Source organism: Rhodococcus sp. ENV425 (genome assembly GCF_002887785.1).
Taxonomy (GTDB): domain Bacteria; phylum Actinomycetota; class Actinomycetes; order Mycobacteriales; family Mycobacteriaceae; genus Rhodococcus; species Rhodococcus aetherivorans.
The window spans coordinates 1,477-20,911 of the sequence record NZ_PCZU01000214.1 but is presented as its reverse complement, the minus strand read 5'-3'; the positions used below and the strand labels follow the sequence as shown (position 1 = coordinate 20,911).

At 69.4% G+C, this 19,435-nt stretch carries 18 protein-coding genes; 16 read left to right on the top strand and 2 right to left on the bottom strand.

Annotated elements, in window-relative coordinates:
- Positions 1 to 35 precede the first annotated feature (35 nt).
- The 11 genes from CQZ88_RS18310 (at position 36) to fahA (ending at position 12,206) form a co-directional block, all read left to right on the top strand.
- Positions 36 to 1,211 carry an amidohydrolase family protein gene (locus CQZ88_RS18310; RefSeq protein ID WP_029546410.1) on the top strand — a complete coding sequence of 392 codons (1,176 nt, stop codon included), beginning with the start codon at positions 36 to 38 and terminating at the stop codon, positions 1,209 to 1,211.
- Between the two features lie 64 nt (positions 1,212 to 1,275).
- A complete protein-coding gene (locus tag CQZ88_RS18305) occupies positions 1,276 to 2,520 on the top strand; it encodes an acyl-CoA dehydrogenase family protein (protein WP_029546409.1) in 1,245 nt (414 codons plus the stop codon).
- 81 nt (positions 2,521 to 2,601) lie between these two features.
- On the top strand, positions 2,602 to 3,663 hold the full coding sequence (locus tag CQZ88_RS18300) for an ABC transporter substrate-binding protein (protein WP_065921999.1): 1,062 nt from the start codon (positions 2,602 to 2,604) through the stop codon (positions 3,661 to 3,663).
- Between the two features lie 43 nt (positions 3,664 to 3,706).
- On the top strand, positions 3,707 to 3,988 hold the full coding sequence (locus tag CQZ88_RS18295; protein ID WP_006939834.1) for a hypothetical protein: 282 nt from the start codon (positions 3,707 to 3,709) through the stop codon (positions 3,986 to 3,988).
- Positions 3,989 to 4,028: 40 nt separating this feature from the next.
- Positions 4,029 to 5,201, top strand: a complete 1,173-nt coding sequence (locus CQZ88_RS18290; RefSeq protein WP_006939831.1) for an acyl-CoA dehydrogenase family protein — start codon at positions 4,029 to 4,031, stop codon at positions 5,199 to 5,201.
- Positions 5,202 to 5,230: 29 nt separating this feature from the next.
- Positions 5,231 to 6,397: an ABC transporter ATP-binding protein gene (locus tag CQZ88_RS18285; protein ID WP_065922000.1), complete on the top strand. Its 1,167-nt coding sequence runs from the start codon at positions 5,231 to 5,233 to the stop codon at positions 6,395 to 6,397.
- Positions 6,398 to 6,402: 5 nt separating this feature from the next.
- Positions 6,403 to 8,136 (top strand): iron ABC transporter permease, encoded by a 1,734-nt coding sequence (locus CQZ88_RS18280; RefSeq protein WP_029546405.1) that lies wholly within the window; start codon positions 6,403 to 6,405, stop codon positions 8,134 to 8,136.
- A gap of 160 nt (positions 8,137 to 8,296) precedes the next feature.
- A complete protein-coding gene (locus tag CQZ88_RS18275; protein ID WP_006939823.1) occupies positions 8,297 to 8,830 on the top strand; it encodes a MarR family winged helix-turn-helix transcriptional regulator in 534 nt (177 codons plus the stop codon).
- A 114-nt stretch (positions 8,831 to 8,944) separates the two neighbouring features.
- The gene (locus CQZ88_RS18270; protein ID WP_006939821.1) at positions 8,945 to 10,141 is read left to right on the top strand and encodes a homogentisate 1,2-dioxygenase; all 1,197 of its coding nucleotides are present in this window, start codon (positions 8,945 to 8,947) and stop codon (positions 10,139 to 10,141) included.
- The gene (locus tag CQZ88_RS18265; RefSeq protein ID WP_065922001.1) at positions 10,138 to 11,022 is read left to right on the top strand and encodes a hypothetical protein; all 885 of its coding nucleotides are present in this window, start codon (positions 10,138 to 10,140) and stop codon (positions 11,020 to 11,022) included. Before CQZ88_RS18270 ends, CQZ88_RS18265 begins: the two co-directional genes overlap by 4 nt.
- Positions 11,019 to 12,206 carry a fumarylacetoacetase gene (gene fahA, locus CQZ88_RS18260; protein WP_065922002.1) on the top strand — a complete coding sequence of 396 codons (1,188 nt, stop codon included), beginning with the start codon at positions 11,019 to 11,021 and terminating at the stop codon, positions 12,204 to 12,206. The genes CQZ88_RS18265 and fahA overlap by 4 nt, the downstream gene beginning before the upstream one ends.
- Positions 12,207 to 12,292: 86 nt before the next feature.
- Here fahA and CQZ88_RS18255 read toward each other — a convergent pair whose 3' ends face one another.
- Positions 12,293 to 13,018, bottom strand: a complete 726-nt coding sequence (locus CQZ88_RS18255; RefSeq protein ID WP_065922003.1) for an MOSC domain-containing protein — start codon at positions 13,016 to 13,018, stop codon at positions 12,293 to 12,295.
- A gap of 84 nt (positions 13,019 to 13,102) precedes the next feature.
- On the opposite strand from CQZ88_RS18255, the gene CQZ88_RS18250 reads away from it, so the two are divergent.
- The 5 genes from CQZ88_RS18250 to CQZ88_RS18230 all read left to right on the top strand — a co-directional run bounded on the left by CQZ88_RS18250 (position 13,103) and on the right by CQZ88_RS18230 (position 18,781).
- Positions 13,103 to 14,077, top strand: coding sequence for an LLM class F420-dependent oxidoreductase (locus tag CQZ88_RS18250; protein ID WP_065922004.1), 975 nt, complete (start codon positions 13,103 to 13,105; stop codon positions 14,075 to 14,077).
- Between the two features lie 202 nt (positions 14,078 to 14,279).
- Positions 14,280 to 15,167: an alpha/beta fold hydrolase gene (locus CQZ88_RS18245; protein ID WP_006939810.1), complete on the top strand. Its 888-nt coding sequence runs from the start codon at positions 14,280 to 14,282 to the stop codon at positions 15,165 to 15,167.
- 10 nt (positions 15,168 to 15,177) lie between these two features.
- Positions 15,178 to 15,978 carry an enoyl-CoA hydratase gene (locus tag CQZ88_RS18240; protein WP_102800125.1) on the top strand — a complete coding sequence of 267 codons (801 nt, stop codon included), beginning with the start codon at positions 15,178 to 15,180 and terminating at the stop codon, positions 15,976 to 15,978.
- Positions 15,979 to 16,034: 56 nt separating this feature from the next.
- On the top strand, positions 16,035 to 17,552 hold the full coding sequence (locus CQZ88_RS18235) for an acyl-CoA synthetase (protein WP_102800124.1): 1,518 nt from the start codon (positions 16,035 to 16,037) through the stop codon (positions 17,550 to 17,552).
- Positions 17,553 to 17,629: 77 nt separating this feature from the next.
- On the top strand, positions 17,630 to 18,781 hold the full coding sequence (locus CQZ88_RS18230) for an acyl-CoA dehydrogenase family protein (protein WP_102800123.1): 1,152 nt from the start codon (positions 17,630 to 17,632) through the stop codon (positions 18,779 to 18,781).
- A gap of 36 nt (positions 18,782 to 18,817) precedes the next feature.
- Here the strand turns inward: CQZ88_RS18230 and CQZ88_RS18225 are convergent, their stop codons facing one another.
- Complete coding sequence (locus CQZ88_RS18225; RefSeq protein WP_006939806.1) at positions 18,818 to 19,282, bottom strand: MarR family winged helix-turn-helix transcriptional regulator; 465 nt, start codon at positions 19,280 to 19,282, stop codon at positions 18,818 to 18,820.
- Positions 19,283 to 19,435: the final 153 nt, after the last annotated feature.

The window sequence follows — 19,435 nt, the reverse complement described above, 5'->3', positions numbered from 1 at the left end:
CCGTTCGAACTCCATCCGATTCTCAGGAGGATTACGTGTACGACCTTCGCGATATCAAGATCATCGACACCGACACCCATGTCGTCGAGCCCCCGGACCTGTGGACATCGCGGATGTCGACCAAGAAGTGGGGCGATCTGGTGCCGCACGTGCGCTGGGACGATCACCGCGGTGACCAGGCGTGGTTCGTTGCCGGCAAGCGCATGAGCGCGGTCGGTTCGCCGGCGATGGCTGGCTGGCACGAGTACCCGCCGAGCTGCCCGCCGCGATTCGAGGACACCGACCCGCGCTCGTGGGATCCGGCCAAGCGCCTGACGATCATGGACGACTACGGCATCCACGCGCAGATCCTCTACCCCAACGTCGCGGTGTTCAGCTCCAAGACGCTGCAGTCCAACGGTGACAACGAGTTGCAGATCGCGTGCATCAAGGCCTACAACGACTACCTGAGCGAGTGGGCGCAATTCGCTCCCGGGCGGTACATTCCGGTCGGCATTCTGCCTTTCTGGGACATGGAGGCCACGCTCGCCGAGGTCGAGCGCGTCGCCGCGGCGGGTCACAAGGGGCTCGTCTTCACGCAGAATCCGGCGGCATTCGGTCTGCCGATGCTCACCGACCCGTACTGGGACCGCCTGTGGGCTTCGGCGCAGGAGAAGAAGCTGCCGATCAACTTCCACATCGCGTCCGGCGAGGTCGACCTCAGCGGCTTCGGCCACGAGAGCAACGGCGTGCACGCCAACTACGCGATGATGGGCATCTCGTTCTTCATGGACAACGCCCGCACCATCTCTCAGCTCATCTGCGGCGGCATCTGCGATCGATTCCCCGACCTGAAGTTCGTCTCGGTCGAGTCGGGCATCGGCTGGATCCCGTTCGCGCTCGAGGGCCTGGACTGGCAGTGGAAGAACTCGGGTGTGCACAAGGAGCACCCGGAGTACGAACTGCTCCCCAGCGAGTACTTCAAGCGGCAGATCTACGGCTGCTTCTGGTTCGAGCAGGACTCGGCCCGCAGCGCGATCGAGCAGCTCGGCGCCGACAACGTCCTGTACGAAACCGATTACCCGCACCCGACGTCGATGTCGCCCGGTCCGGCCTCCGATGCGCTGGCTCCCGACGAGTACCTGCGTCGCAACTTCGCACACCTGTCCGAGGCGGACGCCCGGAAGATCCTGCACGACAACGCCGCCGCGCTGTACAACCTGGACTCCTGAGTCCGCAGCCCCGCCGCTACCCCGTCTGCCGCGCATTCGCACGGCCCAGCACTGTGGAGGAAAGATGTCCCTCTCGGAGTTCGAGTCCCGCGCCCGCGCGTGGGTCGTCGAGAACGTCGCCCGACTCGGGTTCGACCGGGTCGACGACCCTTACGACGTGGCCGTGTTCCACGATCTCGGATTCGACGAGGAGAAGGCACTACTCGATCAGCACCGCGTGTGGCAGAAGGTCAAGCTCGAAGCCGGCTACGGCGCTCTCGACTGGCCGGAGGAGTTCGGTGGCGCAGGTCTCGGCGCCGATGTCGCGGAGGCGTTCTCCCGTATCGAGAACGATCACTGTCCTTTGCGACCGCACGAATTATTCTCCGTGACAATGCATCTGATCGCTCCTACTATTCGGCTCCTCGGAACGGAGGGGCAGAAGCGCGAGTTCCTGCCTGCGATGCTGCGAGGCGACCTGCTTGCGTGCCAGCTCTTCTCCGAGCCCGATGCCGGATCCGATCTGGCGAACCTGGGTACCCGAGCCGTGCGCGACGGCGACGACTGGGTGATCACCGGACAGAAGGTGTGGACTTCGGGCGCACAGTTCGCCGACTGGGGTGAACTCATCGCGCGCACCGACCCGGACCAGCCCAAGCATGCGGGCATGACGGCGTTTCTGATTCCGCTGGACGCCCCGGGTGTCGAGATCCGCCCGATCCGGCAGATGTCCGGTGGCAGCAGCTTCAACGAGGTCTTCCTCGACCGGGTGCGCATCCCCGATTCGCTGCGCCTGGGTGGAATCGGCAAGGGCTGGTCCGTCGCGCTGACCACGCTGGCGTTCGAGCGGGAGGGCGGGTCCAACTCGGCGAACGTCGGCGGGCAGTTCGACCAGCTCCTCGCCACCGCCCGCACTCTCGGCCGCGACACCGATCCGCGGGTGCGCGAGCTCCTCGCGCGGGTCTACCTGCGGCAGAAGCTCGCCCAGGTCGACATGCTGCGAGATCGTCAGGCCCGGGAGGCCGACGCCGCCCCGACGGCGGTCGGGTCGGTGCGCAAGATCCAGTGGGTCGACAAGCTCGCCGCGGTCTCCGAGGCTGCGCGCATCATCCTCGGACGTGATCTCGTCGCGGACACCGGCGTGCCGGGCACGTTCGGCTGGAACGCGCACGTGCTCGGCGCGCCCGGGTACAGCATCGCCGGTGGCTCCGACGAGATCCAGCGCAACATCGTTGCCGAGCGACTGCTCGGACTGCCGCCGGAAGTTCGAGTCGACCGCGGAGTGACCTGGCGGGAAGCGCGCGCCCGTGCCGCCGCCGCGACCGCCTGAGCCGACCCTCGGCGCCACGATCCGAACATCACCCTTGTGTACTACCCCTCGAGTACTGCTCTTCACGAAAGGCCGTGTTCCATGAGAATCTCGACGCTGCGCCGCACGATCGCCGGACTGGGGGTCGCCGCGCTGACGTTCACCGCGGTCGCCTGCGGTTCCGGCACCACCACCGAGGTCGCCGCAGAGGACCTGGGCCCGCAGGGGGACGCCGCGTGGCAGGAGGTGATCGAGGCGGCCAAGCAGGAGGGCTCGGTGACGTATTACACCGGGCAGGCGACCGACAATCTCGAGAACCTCGCCAACCGCTTCGAGTCGGCGTACGGGGTCACGGTCGACATCGTCCGCGACAACGACGCGAATCTGCAGACCAAACTGGCCGCGGAGGCCTCGACCGGCCGGCAGGTCGCCGATGTCGTCGCCTCGGCGGCCCGCCCGTGGGTCGACGAGCGTATCGCCGAGGGCTACTACGCCCCGGTCACCGGCCCGGCGTTCGACGCAGCCGAGTTCGACAGTGAGAAGTTCATGATCGGCGACACGATCTTCACCTCGTCGGCGGCCGTGCTCACCTACGGCTGGAACACCGACCGGGTCCCCGAGGGCATGGACAGCTACGAGGACCTGCTCGCCCCCGAGCTGGCCGGCGGCAAGATCGGCGTGATCCTGCCGGTATCCGCAGCGATCGTCGACTTCTACGACTACCTCGCCGACACTGTCTCACCCGACTTCGTCGCGAAACTCGCCGCGCAGCAACCACGCACCTATCCGGGTGCGCAGGCAATGGGTCAGGCCCTGGCCTCCGGGGAACTCGCCGCCACCGTCTACACCGTCCCGCTGACCGCCGAGAAGGCGGCCGGCGCTCCGGTCGAGTCGGCCATGCCGAAGCCGGTGTTCGGTGCGGCCTTCTACACGGGCGTCAGCGGCGCCGCTCCGCATCCCAACGCGGCGCAACTGTTCGCGAACTTCCTCGTGACCAAGGCCGGTCAGGAAGCGGTCGCCAACCGGGCCGGCGCGGTCCTGCCCGACATCGCGACGGCGGCGACTCCGGCCGAGAACATCTGGGTCAACTCGCGGACCGTCACCGCCGCCGATGTGGAGGCCTTCCGCGCCGAGTTCGAGCAGTTGTTCGGCGCTTCCCAATAAGCACACCGGGTTCGGTACGGACCTGACACGAGAGGAACTTCCGATGAACGTCGGTGAACGTTTGAAGAGCGCGGTGTGCACCGCGGAGGTCATCGTCGTCCGTATCGACGACGGCGCGACGGGGCCGCTGCTGTGCGGCGGCGAGCCGATGAGTGCGGATGCGGCGCCGGCCGCACCCGCGCAGGGCGGCGAGCTTCTCATGGGTAAGCGCTACTCCGGTGGCGGCGTCGAGGTCGTGGTCGTGCGCGGCGGCGCCGGGCCGCTCGCGGTCGGCGACGAGGTCCTCAGCCAGAAGCAGGCAAAGCCCCTCCCGTCCTCGGACTGACCGGGCACCCGGCGCTCCCTCATCCACGAAAGGCGACAGCATGATTCTCGGAACCTCGGCCGCGGCAGAGGACACCGCGTTGCTCACCGACACCATCCGCTCGGTGATCCGTCGGACGGACCCGGTCGACGGACGCGCGGAGCGCGTATACCGCGACGGTCCGGTCGATCGTGACCTGTGGGCCGTGCTGGGCACCGAGATCGGCGTGGGTGCACTCGCCGTTCCGGAGGCCGCCGGTGGTCTCGGCGCGTCGTTCGCCGACGTCGCCGCCGTCCTCGAGCTGCTCGGTGCGGAACTGTGCAGGGTCCCGGTCCTCAGCGGCGTCGTTGCCGCCGCGGCGTTGTCGCGCTGCGACGGCGCGCCGCGTGCCGCGGAGCTGCTCGCCGGCATCGCGACGGGGGAGACCGTCGTCGCCACGGTCGTCACCGCACCGGGTACGGACCCCGGATTTCGGGCCGAACACGTGGGTGACGACGTGTTCGTGACGGGCCGAGCCGGTTTCGTCGTGGATGGCGACGTCGCCGACACCGTGCTGCTGCCCGCCGTCGACGAATCCGGGACGGTGGGCCTCTACGCCGTCGACGCAGCCGTGCTCACGTCCGAGCGGATGGACACTACCGATGCGACCCGGATCTTGTCCCGGGTTCGTGCCGAGGCCGCCCCGGCGACCGTCCTCGCGGAGCGCGCTCCACTCGGGTGGATCCACGACAGGGCGGTCGTGGCCCTCGCGTGCGAGAGCCTGGGCGTCGCGCGTACCTGCCTGGCCAATGCCGTCGACTACGCCGGCCGGCGCGTCCAGTTCGGCCGCGTCATCGGCGGATTCCAGGCGATCAAGCACATGCTCGCCGAGGTCTCCGTGGCCGTCGAACTCGCCGAGTCCGCCGTTGCCCACGCCGTGTGGGCCGTCGTGGAGGGGAGCGACGACGATCTGGCCGAGGCCGCTGCGATCGCAGCCCTCGCCTGCGGGGACGCCGCACGCCTCGCCGTCGAGAAGAACGTCCAGGTGCACGGCGGCATCGGCTTCACCTGGGAACACACCGCACACCTGTACTACCGCCGTGCTCTGACTTCCGGCGTCCTGTGGGGGAGCGGTGACGATCATGCCCAGCGCCTCTATGCTCTGGCCGCGGCAGGCGCCGCGACAAGCAGCGAGGCATCCACCGATCCGAGGCAGGAGCCGGCATCCGCCGTGCTCTCCTCCACCGAGTCCTGAACCCCGCTCGTTCAGAAAGCGAGTACACCGTGTCCCACGTCTCCGTACGCCAGCTGCTCAAGAACTTCGACGGAAAACCACCCACCGTCGCCGTCGACCACCTCGACCTCGAGATCGAGGACGGCGAATTCCTCGTGCTGCTCGGCCCGTCGGGCTGCGGCAAGACCACGACACTCCGCTGCCTCGCGGGCCTCGAACAGCCGGCCGGAGGCTCCATCACCCTCGGCGACCAGGTGGTGTTCGACCGGCAGCGCGGCATCAACCTCACCCCGGACAAGCGGTTCATCGGAATGGTGTTCCAGTCCTACGCTCTGTGGCCGCACATGACTGTGCGCAAGAACATCGCCTATCCGCTCAAGTCCCGCAAGCTCACCGACGCTCTCGCGAGCGGGCGCGTCGAGGAGACCGCGGCGCTGGTGGACTGCGAGCGGTTGCTCGACCGTCTCCCCGCCGAGCTGTCCGGCGGTCAGCAGCAGCGCGTGGCTCTGGCCCGCGGCTTGGTCTCCCACCCTGACCTGGTGCTGTTCGACGAGCCGCTGAGCAACCTCGACGCCCGCCTGCGCGACCAGGTGCGCGCGGAGCTCCACGACCTGCACCAGCGCAAGCCGTTCACCGCGGTGTTCGTCACGCACGACCAGAGCGAAGCCCTCGCTCTGGGAACCCGGATGGCGATCATGAGGTCGGGCAGCATCGTCCAGATGGGCCCGCCCCGCGAGGTCTTCGAGGAGCCGGTCGACGAGTACGTCGCGGGTTTCACCGGCATGTCGAACCGGGTCCCGTGCGAGTACGTCGACGGCCGCTGGTACGCGTTGGGCACCGAGATCCACGGCATGCAGCCGCGTGCGGCCGCGTCGGTCGGCGCGTTCGTGGTGCGCCTGCGCCCCGAAAAGGTACGCCTGGTCCCGGACGTGGCGGACCTGCAGCCCGGCGAGGCGGGCATGTTCGTCAACGTCGACGACGTCGAGTACGGTGGCCTGCACCTGGACGTCATGCTCTCGGTCGCGGTCGAGGGCTCCCCACGCCGCCAGTTGCACGCCCGCGTCGCGACGTTCGATTCGTTCCGCGCACCGCGGCTGATCGAACGCGATGCGCGGATGGTTCTCGCCTTCGACCCGATCGACGGGCGCACCTTCGACACCGACGGCAGGGCGCTGCCGATGGATCAGCAGGCGCTCGTCAGCGCCCTGGTGGGGTGAGGGCGATGGCGATTCTGACACTGCCACGGACCGAGGAGCACGAGTCCGTCACAACCGCCCCGAACGGCATGCGGAATACGGCGGTGCGCGCCGGGGCACGCCGAATGGGTGTCGTCGCGTTCACCGCGTTGCTCGCCTACCTGGTCGTCCTCCCGATCGTGCGCCTGCAACTGACCGCGTTCGAGGACGGCGCTGCCGGTTACTCGCGGGCATTCGGATTGTCGCGTATCGGTCAGATCCTCTGGTACACACTTGGATTGGCGATCGGATCACTGGCCATCGCGATGGTGCTGGGAACCGCTCTGGCGTGGGCGGCCAGCCGCCTGCCCCGCCGATTCGCGTTCCTCGAAGTCCTGCCGATTCTGCCCATCGTCATTCCGGCTGTCGCCTCGATCGTCGGCTGGGCGTTTCTGCTGTCGCCGCGGCCCGGCTACCTCAACGCCATGCTGCGGAATCTGCCGTGGTGGTCGCACCTCGAGGAAGGCCCGGTCGACATCTACTCGATCGAGTGGATCGTCATCATCACCGGCTTCTCGCTGAGTTCGTTCGTCTTCATGTTCGTCCGCTCCGGATTCGAGAACATCAACTCCGAGATGATCGAGGCCGCACAGGTTTCCGGCATGCCGGAATGGAAGGTCTTTTTCAGGATCACCCTTCCGCTGCTGCGCCCGACCCTCATCTACGGCTCCGGTGTCGCGCTGCTGCTCGGTCTCGGCCAGTTCACCGGACCACTGCTTCTGGGCACCAACTCCGGCGTCAGCGTGCTCACGACCGAGATGTACTTCCAGATCAGTGACAGTCCCGCGCAGTTCGCGACCGCCGCAGCGCTCGGCTCACCGCTGCTCGTCGTCGGTGTCGTCGTGGTGTTCGCGCAGAAGGCGATGCTCGGCAATCAGCGTCGGTTCGTCACGCACGGCGGCAAGGCGTTCAAATCACAGGGTCGGCCCTCCAAGGCCGGCGTCGCGGTGATCCTGGTGTTCTCGCTGCTGTCGACGATCCTGCCGCTGCTCGCCCTGGTGTTCGTCGCGCTGTCCCGATACTGGCGCGGCACCATCGACTTCTCGACCCTGACGTTCGACAACTTCCGCACGATCTTCTCCGGCACGGCCGTGCCGGCCGCGGTCGGCAACAGCTTGATGTTCTCGTTCGCGGCCATGGCGATCGTGCTGCCGCTCGGCTTCGTCGCGGCCGGCCTGATCGTGCGCGGCCAGCGCTACCCGGCCCTTCGCCTCCTCGTCGACGTTCTGGTATCGATGCCGCTCGGAGTTCCAGCCGTGATCTTCGGCGCAGCGTTCCTGCTGACCTACACCACCGGTCCGATCATCCTGTACGGCACGCCGTGGGTCGTGATTCTGGTGTACGTCACGCTCATGCTGCCGTTCGCGACCCGCATGCAGCTGTCGTCGATGCTCGCGCTCGGCGACAGCTACCTCGAAGCGTCCCGCGTCAGCGGCGCGGGCTTCGTCACCACGAATGTGAAGATCCTGCTGCCGCTCATGCGCGGCAGCTTGGGCGGCACCGCGGCACTGCTGTTCGTGCTGCTCACCCACGAGTTCACGGCGTCGCTGCTCGTGCGCGCGTCCCGGACCCAGGTCATGGGCACCATCCTGTTCGAGTACTGGTCCAACGGCGGGTACCCGCTGGTGGCCGCCGTGGCCCTCGTGATGACGGGCGTGACCGCCGTGGGTGTCACTGCGGCGATGCTCGCCGGCGGCGCGGACGCGATGAGCAAGATGTGACATGTCCCCGGACCGCCCGGCCGACCACGTGTCGGCCGGGCGGTCGTGCGTTCTGCCCGATTGTGCGGTGCCGACACACAACGGCGGACAGCCCGGGTTTCCGTATCGGAATTGATTAACACATATACTAACGCGGCCGTCCTCGGATAAGGTGGCGCCCATGACCGAAGCGGACGCCCGCGACCTCGACTACTGGTCCTTCGTCGAACTCGCGAACCGGCGCCTGAGCAGCCGATACGGCGATTACCACGAGCAGGCCACCGAGGTGCTGCTGACCCTCAACCGGGCCTCCGACATCGTCACGTACGACCTGGAGGCGGCCGTGCACCGCCCGAGGGGGCGGTCGTGGTCGGCGTACCGCCTGATGTTCGTCACCTGGCTTGCCGGCCCCATCGAGCCGAAGGTGGCCGCCAAGCTCACCGGCATGAGCCGCGCCGCTGTCTCCAATCTGGCGAAACCGCTGGTCGAGGCCGGCCTGCTGGCTCGCACCCCGGATCCGGAGGACGGCCGGTCGGTCCGCTTGTCGCTCACCGAGGCCGGCGAGCGGGAGATCGTGGAGACGTTCCGCGCCCAGAACGAGCGCGAGGCCGCCTGGGTCGATGTGCTGACCGAGGCGGAGCAGCAGATCCTCGTCATGCTGCTCAACAAGCTCATCACCAAGCGCAGCCGGTTCGATATGCGCGACCGCAACTGACAACCGATCTTCCCGATGTGGTTGCGCTCACGTCCGAAAACTAGTTAAGGTATTTACTAACACCGCGGGGGATCTCCGCGGATCAGCCACCCAGAGCCCGAGGAGCGGAATCTCATGGCGTTCTATCGACAGCTCGGCGTCATCCCGCCGAAGCGGCACACGCAGCACCGCAACGAGGACGGCGGGCTGTTCTACGAGGAGCTGATGGGCGAGGAGGGCTTCTCCTCGGACTCGGCGCTGCTCTACCACCGCCACATCCCGTCGGCCATCGTCGACGCGACCGAGTGGAAGCTGCCCGAGCAGGCCACCACCCCGAACCACCCCCTCAAGCCGCGCCACCTGAAGCTGCACGATCTGTTCCCGGAGACCGTCTGGGCCGAGACCGACGTCGTCACCGGCCGCCGGCTGATCCTCGGCAACGCGGACGTGCGCCTCTCCTACGTCGTCTCGACGAAGGAGTCGCCGCTCTACCGCAACGTCGTCGGCGACGAGATGGTCTACGTCGAGTCCGGCACCGCCCGCGTCGAGACCGTTTTCGGTGTGCTCGACGCGAAGGCCGGCGACTACGTGCTGCTGCCGATGGCCACCACGCACCGCTGGATCCCCACCGGCGACGAGCCGCTGCGCGCCTATGTCATCGAGGCCAACAGCCACATCGTCCCGCCGAAGCGCTTCCTGTCGCGGTTCGGCCAGTTCCTCGAGCACGCGCCGTTCTGCGAGCGCGACCTGCACGGCCCGACCGAGCTGATCCAGGTGGAGGACACCAACGTCGAGGTCCTGGTCAAGCACCGCACCTCGCACGGCATCGTCGGCACCCGCTACCTCGTGCCCAACCACCCGTTCGACGTCGTCGGCTGGGACGGCTGCCTGTACCCGTACACCTTCAGCATCCACGACTACGAGCCCATCACCGGCCGAGTCCACCAGCCGCCGCCGGCGCACCAGGCGTTCGAGGGCAACAACTTCGTCATCTGCAACTTCGTGCCCCGCAAGGTGGACTACCACCCGCTGGCGATCCCGGTGCCGTACTACCACTCCAACGTCGACTCCGACGAGATCATGTTCTACTGCGGCGGCGACTACGAGGCCCGCAAGGGCTCCGGCATCGGCCAGGGTTCGATCTCCGTCCATCCCGGCGGCCACGCCCACGGTCCGCAGCCCGGTGCCTACGAGCGGAGCATCGGCGTCGACTTCTTCGACGAGCTCGCCGTCATGGTGGACACGTTCCGGCCGCTCGAACTCGGCGAGGGTGCGCTCGCGTGCGAGGATGCGGCCTACGCCGGAAGCTGGAACCGGGGGCTGCAGAAGTGAGCACTCTCGGAGCCCTGCTGACGGAACTGTGCGACGACGCCGCGCTGTTCCCGCCCGGCAACGCCCCGCTCGATCGCGCCCTGCCGGCCCACGCCGCGCACCGCGTCGCCGACCATGCCGGGCTGGTGGGCACGTTCGTGTTCCCGGCGCCGCGGATCCCGGAGTTGCTCGAGGCACTCGGACAGCGCCCGTTCGGGGGCGACCTCACCCTGAGCCTGACCGTTCCGGGCGGGCCGTCCGCGGTCGTTCCCGCGATGGAGAGCCTGCGCGACGTCGACGGCGTCACCGTGGCCGCCCTCGAGATCGCCGTGCCCGCCGGGGAGAGCCCCGCCGGTGTGCTCGTCGCCCTCGACCTGATCGCCGCCGAGTACCCCGGAGTCGCACTGTTCGTGGAGGTCCCGCGCGACGAGCGCCGCGCCGAGATCCTCCAGGGACTCGTGGGGTCGCGTTACGCGGCGAAGTTCCGCACGGGCGGGGTCGTCGCGGAGGCGTACCCCGACGAACGGGAACTCGCCGACGCCCTCTCGACCGTGGTCCGCACGAAGGTCCCCTTCAAGGCCACGGCGGGCCTGCACCACGCGGTCCGCAACACCGACCCGCACACCGGATTCGAACAGCACGGATTCCTCAACGTGCTCGCCGCCGTCGACGCCGTGCTCGACGGTGCGGACACCGCGGCCGTCGCGGCGGTGCTCGCCGACCGGGACGGCGCCGGCCTCGCCGCCCGACTGCGCGACCTGTCGCCTACTCGAATCGAAGAGCTGCGCAACAGCTTCCGCTCGTTCGGCACCTGCAGCATTGCGGAGCCGCTCGCCGATCTCGTCGAGGTCGGCCTGGCCCCGTCGACGATGTCCCCGATCACCGAAGGATCCCTTGCATGACCGTCATCGACATTCCGGAAGGTTCGCTCTTCGGCGCGAACAACCTGCCCTACGGTGTGTTCTCCACGGCCGGAACGGAGCCCCGCGTCGGTGTGCGCGTCGGTGACTCCGTCCTCGACCTCTCCGTCGTGTTCGACGACCCCGCCTTCGCCGAGCCCACCCTCAACGCCTTCATGGCGCAGGGCCGCGCCCGCTGGGACGAGGTGCGCGCCGCGCTGCAGAGCCTGGTCACCGGGGACGTGCCCGCCGAGGCCGTGCACGCCGTCGCGGACGTCGAACTGCACCTGCCGATCGAGGTCGCCGACTACGTCGATTTCTACGCGTCGGAGAACCACGCGTCGAACCTCGGACGGCTGTTCCGGCCCGACAACCCGTCGCCGCTGATGCCGAACTGGAAGCACCTGCCGGTCGGCTACCACGGCCGGTCGAGCACCGTCGTCGTTTCCGGCGTGGACATCGTGCGCCCGTGTGGCCAGCGCAAGGGCCCCAACGATCCGGCGCCCGTCTTCGGTCCGTCGATCCGTCTCGACATCGAGGCCGAGATGGGCTTCGTCGTCGGTGTCGGCTCGCCGATGGGATCGTCGATCACCCCGGACGAGTTCGCCGACCACTGCTTCGGGGCCGTCATCCTCAACGACTGGTCGGCCCGTGACATCCAGGCGTGGGAGTACGTGCCGCTCGGCCCGAACCTCGGCAAGTCCTTCGCGACCTCGATCTCCCCGTGGGTCGTGCCGCTGGCCGCACTCGAGGCCGCCCGCGTCGACACCCCGGTGCAGGACCCGGAGCCGCTGCCGTACCTGAAGGGCACCGAGAAGTGGGGCCTGGACATCGATCTCGAGGTCGAATGGAACGGCCACGTCGTCTCGCGTCCGCCGTACGCCCAGATGTACTGGTCGCCGGCGCAAATGCTCGCGCACACGTCCGTCAACGGTGCCGCCACCCGCACCGGCGATCTGTTCGGATCCGGCACCATCTCCGGGCCGGACAAGGACCAGCGCGGCGCGTTCATCGAACTCACCTGGGGCGGTAAGGAACCGGTTCAGGTCGGCGACGAGACCCGCACCTTCCTCGAGGACGGCGACGAGATCGCGATCTCCGCGACCGCGCCGGGTCCGGACGGCACCCGAATCGGCTTCGGCGAGGTCCGCACCCGCATCCTGCCCGCGAAGGACGCCGGCCGCTGAGCCGACTCTCCCCGGATCCGCGCGCCGGTTCGACAGCGGCGCGGTGCATACCGCGTGTCGACGTCCGGTCGGCGCGCGGATCCGTTTCAGCGGACGATCAGCGAATCACCCACGGCCAGCACGCCGTCCGATGCCACGTCGGCGTAGACGCCGATGCAGGGGGCGGGCTTGCCGCCCGCCCGGTTCGGGACGCGGTTGCGGTCGGTGACGGTGCGCAGCATGTCGCGCCGGGCCGGCACCTCCTGGTGCGGCAGCGTCACCATCACACACCGCGCCGTGCGCTGCGTCGGCACGAGCGCGACGGAACCGGCCTCGACACGCCGGCCCAGCCAGTCGTCCTCGACGAACCCGGTGTCGTCGGTCGAGACCACGAGGTTGGGCCGGAAGCGGCGCAGCGCGACACCGGCGGTGTCGCCCGTGCCGAGCGCCTCCACGGCGGCCGTCGTGAGCAGGTGCAACGGCGCCTCGTCGTAGGTGCGGGGGCGGGCCTCCAGGGTCAACGCACGCCCGGTCAGCTCGGACAGCAGCCCGGGGGTGCGCGGGTCGTCGCCGCGGGTGCACCGGCCGTCGGGCAGCGTGATCTCGAGGACGGACGGATCCGACGGGTCGGCGTCGTCGAGCAGGCGGGCACGGCACTCGAGCAGCCGCGACCAGGCCCGCACCTTCTTCGCTGACGCGACGGTGCCGGTCTCGGCGTCGATCACCGCCCACATGTGGTCGCCGCGCAGCCCGTCGGACTCGATCGCCGCCGACTGCAGTTGCTCGCCGCCGAACGACTTGACCGGGTAACGCCAGAGCTGAGAGACCTGCACAACGGGCCAGCATACGGACCGGTGTGTCCTTCGGGCGGTCGTGGCAGCCCGAAGGACGCACCGGCGCAGCCTAAGGTGTGGCGTATGAGCGATGATGCGACGCCGCGCCGTTGGGGCCTGACGATCCCCCTCGACGGCATTTCCCTGCCGGATCAGCGAAACCTGATCGCCGAACTGCCCGACCTCGGCTACACCGACGTGTGGTCGTCCGAGAGCAGCGTGGCCGACGCCTTCACGCCCCTGGCGCTGGCGAGCGTGTGGGCACCGACGCTGCGCCTGGGCACCGCGATCGTCCCGGTGTTCACGCGCGGCCCGGCCACCCTGGCGATCTCCGCGGCCACTCTCGCCGCCGCCGCCCCGGGCCGCTTCGTCCTCGGCGTCGGAACCTCGTCCAACGTGATCGTCGAGAAGTGGAACAGCACCCCGTTCGAGGAGCCGTTCAAGCGGGCCCGCGACACGCTGCAGTTCCTGCGCGCCGCGCTCGCCGGTGACAAGGTCACCCACAAGTACGACACGTTCGAGGTCAGCGGGTTCCGGGCCGGCCTCGTCCCCGATCCCGCCCCGCCCCTGCTGCTCGCCGCCCTGCGGCCCGGCATGCTGCGCCTCGCCGGACGCGAGGCCGACGGTGCGATCGTCAACTGGCTCTCGGCCGACGACGTGCGCACCGTCGCGCCGTACGTGCACGAGGGCGGAGCGGGCAAGGAAATCGTCGCCCGCATCTTCGTGCTGCCCGGCTTCGACGCCGAGACCGCCCGCAGCATCGGCCGCCGCATGATCGCCGCCTATATGAACGTCCCCGTCTACCGTGCCTTCCACGAATTCCTGGGCCGCAGAGAGGATTTCGAGGGCATGTGGCGGTTGTGGGGGGAGGGGGAGCGGTCGGCGGCCCTCGCCGCGATCCCGGATCACGTGGTGGATCAGCTGGTCGTGCACGGTCCGCCGGAGGCGTGCCGGGAGCACATCGAACGGTACGTCGAGGCGGGTGTGACCACCCCCGTGATCGCGATGACCACCGCGGGCGATCCTACGGAGATGATCCGGGCCCTCGCCCCACGCTGAGTACCGGATCCGCGCCGGGGCGGTCGACCGCGAATTGAGCGCGCCACTGTCCGGGACCCGTGCGGCAGTTCCGTGCCGATCGGTTCGGCGCCCAGCGTCGTCACGATTCGGTCGCGGCGGTAACGTCCCCGTCGGGCACCGACGACATTCCGGGCAGATCGACCGCTGGGAGGCCGCGATGCCTGGACCGGATCTGCGTCGGGTGACCGTCGCCGCCGACGACGGCCTGCCCCTGTCGGTACGGGTGCACGGACCCGCCGACGCGCCCGTCACGGTCGTGCTGGTGCACGGGCACTGCCTGCGCACCGACAGCTGGTCGGCGGTGCGCGAGCGCCTTGCCGGGCAGGCCGGCGCGGCGGTCCGCATCGTCGCCTACGACCAGCGCGGTCACGGCCGGTCGGGGGTCGGCGCGCCCGAGACGTACACCATCGAGCAGCTCGCCCACGACCTCGACGCCGTGCTGCGCACCGTCGTGCCCCGCGGGCCCGTGGTGCTGGCGGGGCACTCGATGGGCGGGATGGTGGCGATGGCCTACGCACGGCTGTACCCGGAGGCGATCGGCAGCCGCGTCGTCGCCGCCGCGCTCGTCGCGACCGCGGCGAGCGGCCTGGCCGACCTGGGGCTCGGCCGCTACCTGCGGCACCCGGCGGTGTCCGTGCTGCACCGCGCGGTGCGACGGGCACCGCGGGTGATGCAGGGATCGATGCGCGTCGGCGGGCGGATGTGCGCGCCGGTGGTCCGTCGCGGCACCACGGACTCGTGGGCGCGTTCGCTGGCGACGACCCTGACGAACGAGACGTCGATCGTGACGCTCTCGCGTTTCCTAGCGGCGTTCGCGGTGCTGGACGAGTCGGCGGCGCTGGCCGTGCTCGCGGCGATCCCGGTCCTGGTGGTCGGCGGGTCGGCCGACGAGCTGACCCCGTTCGCGCATTCGCGGGCCATCGCCGCGCGGCTGCCGGCCGCCGAACTGGTGCGGGTCGACGGCGCGGGGCACTCGCTCATCGTCGAGCGCGCCGACGAGGTGGCGGCCGCGCTGCTGCGACTGCTCACCCACGTTCGGGGGGTGGCCACCCCCGTCGGGGTCGTGTAGGCAGGAGCACATGACCGACACGCGCACCGACCAGCCCGCCGCCGTTCTCATCGCCGTCGACGAGGCCTCCGGCATCGGCCTGCTCACCCTGAACCGTCCCGATCAGCGAAACCCGTTGTCCGCGGCGGCGATGCGCGAGGTCACGATGGGACTGCGCGCGCTGTCCGCGGAGTCCACGACCCGGGTGATCGTGATCCGCGCCGAGGGACCGGTGTTCTCCGCCGGTCACGACCTGCGCGAGATGATCGGCCGCACCCTCGAGGACGAGCGGGTCATCTTCGACACCTGCACCGAGATGATGCAGACCGTGCAGTCGGTGCCGCAGCCGGTGATCGCGTCGGTGCAGGGTGCGGCCGTCGCGGCCGGGTGCCAGCTGGTGGCGTCGTGCGACCTGGCGGTCGCGTCGTCGGACGCGGTGTTCGGCACCCCGGGGGTGAAGATCGGCCTGTTCTGCTCCACGCCGATGGTCGCGCTCAGCCGCGCGGTGGGGCGCAAGCGGGCCATGCAGATGCTGCTCACGGGCGAAACCATCGATGCGGAGACGGCCGCGGACTGGGGGCTGGTCAACTTCGTCGTCGACCCGGCGGCGCTGGAAACCGAGACCGCCGCGCTGGCCGCGAAGATCGTCTCGGCGTCGCCGGCGACGGTGCGGATCGGCAAGGAGGCCTTCTACCGGCAGATCGAGCTGCCGCAGGAACAGGCCTACGAGGCGATGGCCGAGACCATGGCGACCAACGCGATGATCTGCGACGCGCAGGAGGGCATGACCGCGTTCGTGGAGAAGCGCCGTCCCGTATGGCAGGGCCGCTAGGCTTATCGAGCGTTAAGTCTGGACCATTGGTTGGACGTCCTATAACGTGTCCGATCATGAGCTCAGACCCGCGCGCGAACACCGTCGACGGCGTGCTGCACCGCAGCGCCGCCCGCTTCCCCCACCGCACCGCCCTGCGGTTCGGCGACCGCACCCTCACCTACCGTGAACTCGACGACGCGGTCACCCGGGCGGCCGCCCGGCTGCGCGCGCTGGGCCTGGACCAGGGCGATCGCGTCGCCGCGTACGGCACCAACTCCGACGCCTACGTCGTCGGGTACCTCGCCGTCGCCCGGGCCGGCCTGGTACACGTGCCGATCAACTACGCGCTGCGCGGCGAGGAACTGAGCTACCTGCTCGGTCAGTCCGGGGCGCGTGCCGTCCTCGTCGACCCCGCCCTGGCCGGCAACCTCGAGCAGGTGCTCGCCGACGTCCCGGCCGAACACGTCCTGCCGCTACGCGACGCCGACGACTCGCTGCTCACCGCCGCGTGCGCGGGCGAGGTTCCGGAACTCGACGTGACCGTCTCCGACGCCGACCTCGTGCAGTTGCTCTACACCTCCGGCACCACGTCGAAGCCCAAGGGCGCCATGATGCCCCACCGGGCGCTGGTGCACGAGTACACCTCGTCGATCGTCGCGCTGGACCTGGCTGCGGACGACAACCCGCTGGTCTGCATGCCGCTCTACCACTCGGCCGGCATGCACGTGTTCATGATGCCGTACCTGGCCGTCGGTGCCACGATCACGCTGCTGCCCGCCCCCGACATCCCGGAGATCCTCCGGCTCGTCGAGTCCGAGCGCATCGGCTCGCTGTTCCTCGCCCCCACGGTGTGGGTGCCGCTGGCGAACCACCCCGACCTCGAGACCCGCGATCTGTCGTCGCTGCGCAAGGCCCAGTACGGCGCGTCGATCATGCCCGTCACCGTGCTGAACCGGCTCCGCGGACGCTACCCGGACCTGGGGTTCTACAACTGCTTCGGCCAATCCGAGATCGGTCCGCTGGCAACGGTTCTGCGCCCGGAGGAGCACGAGGACCGGCCGTCGTCGTGCGGGAGGGCGGTGCTGTTCGTCGAGACCCGCGTCGTCGACGCCGACGGCAACGACGTGCCCGACGGTGAGTCCGGCGAGGTGCTGTACCGGTCGCCGCAGCTGTGCCTGGGCTACTGGGACAACCCGGAGGCCACCGCGGAAGCGTTCCGCGACGGCTGGTTCCACTCCGGCGACCTCGTCACGCGCGACGCCGAGGGCTACATCACCGTTGTCGACCGCATCAAGGACGTCATCAACACCGGCGGCATCCTCGTCGCCTCCCGCGAGGTGGAGGACGCGCTCTACACCCACGAGGCCGTCGCCGAGGTGGCGGTCATCGGCACGCCCGACGAGAAGTGGATCGAGGCCGTCACCGCCGTCGTCGTGCTGCGCGACGGCGCGGATGTCGACGAGCGCGAGCTGATCGACCACGTCAAGCAGCGGCTCGCGCCGTTCAAGGTGCCGAAGCTCGTCCGGTTCGTGGACACGTTGCCGCGCAACCAGAGTGGCAAGCTGCTCAAGCGCGAGCTGCGCACCACGTGACCGAATGTCACATGAGTTCGATCGAAGTGAAGCGGTGTGACATTCGGTCACACGCGACGGAAGGCTGAAGGACACCGATGGTCAAGAAGCACGTGCCGTCCTGGCACGACGACGAGGTACAGGCGGTCTCCGAACTCGCCCGTGACTTCTTCGAGCGCGAGGTGATGGCCCGCGCCGAGAAGTGGGACGCGCAGCGGCGCATCGATCGCGACGTGTGGCTCGCCGCAGGCAAGCTCGGGCTGCTGCTGTGCTCGGTGCCGGAGGAGTACGGCGGCGGGGGCGGCACCTTCGCCCACGATCTGGCCGTCTTCGAGGCGCAGGGCTACTCGGGTGACCTCGCACTGGGCATCTCGGTGCACAGCGGCATCGTCGCCCACTACATCCTCGAGTACGGCAGCGAGGAGCAGAAGCGGACCTGGTTGCCCGGCATGGCCACCGGTGAGATCCTCGGCGCGATCGGCATGACCGAGCCGGGCGCCGGCTCGGACCTCAAGGCCATCAAGACCACCGCGATCCGCGACGGCGACACATACGTGGTCAACGGCTCGAAGACCTTCATCACCAACGGCTCGTCGGCCGACGTCATCGTGCTCGCCGTCAAGACCGACCCCAAGGCCGGTGCCAAGGGCGTGGCCCTGCTCATCGTCGACCTGCGCGACTGCCCCGGCTTCGCGGTCGGGCGGGTGCTGGACAAGGTCGGCCAGCACGGCGCCGACACCTCCGAGCTGTCGTTCACCGACGTGCGGGTGCCGGTGGCGAACCTGCTCGGCGGGAGCGAGGGGCAGGGCTTCGCGCAGCTGATGGCGCAGCTGGTGCAGGAGCGGCTGATCATCGGCGCGCAGGCCGCCGGCGCGATGGAGCGCGCGGTCGAGGAGACCGTCCGCTACACGAAGGAGCGGCAGGCGTTCGGGCACAGCCTGTTCGAGTTCCAGAACACCGCGTTCGAGCTGGCGGAGTGCCGGACCATCGCCCGGACGTGCCAGGTATTCCTGGATCACTGCATCGAGCAGCACCTGAAGGGCGAGCTCGACGACGCGGACGCCGCGATGGTCAAGTACTGGCTGACCGACAGGCAGTGCGAGGTGATCGACCGCTGCGTGCAGCTGCACGGCGGCTACGGCTACATGCGCGAGTACCTGATCGCGCGGATGTACGAGGACGCCCGCGTGCAGCGGATCTACGCAGGCGCCAACGAGGTGATGAAGCAGATCATCGCCCGCTCTCTCTGAGCCCGCCCCGGGTGGAGGGTTCCCGCGAGGAGCCCTTCACCTGCCGGCCTGCCGGGTGTGGTGGGCCAGCACCTTCGCGAGCAGGACGGCGAGCTGGTCGCGCTCGGTCGGGTCGAGCGGCGCGAACGCCTCGTCCTGCGCCGCGACGAGCACGTCGTCGAGGGTGCGCAGGTGCTGCCGCCCGCGGCGGGTGACGCTGATGATGTTGCGGCGCCGATCGGTGGGATCGGGGCTGCGGTCGACGAGCCGCCGGTCGGCCAGCTCGTTGACGGTGGCGACGATGTCGCTGCGGTCCATCCCCGCGCGACGGCCGAGATCCGTCTGACACAGCGAGCCGTACTCCTCGAGTGCCGCGAGCGCGCGGTAGTGGTAGCCGCGGGCGTCGGCCTGGCCGAGCCGGTCGACCACCACCCGGTGCACGTGGCGGGCGGATTGGGTCAGCAGCCAGCTCGGGAGCCGCTCGAGCCTCGTGGGCGCGGTCGAAATGTCTGGGTCGGACATGCCACCAGGGTACGGTTCGACGGCCGGAATTCCGACGGTCAGCCGTCGGCGCCGCGGCAGCGCAGCCCCGTGGTACCGGGCCGACGATTCCGGCCCCGGCGGCGCGACCGGCGCGGGGGAACTGCTCAGCGCCCGCGGTGATCGGTGATCGGC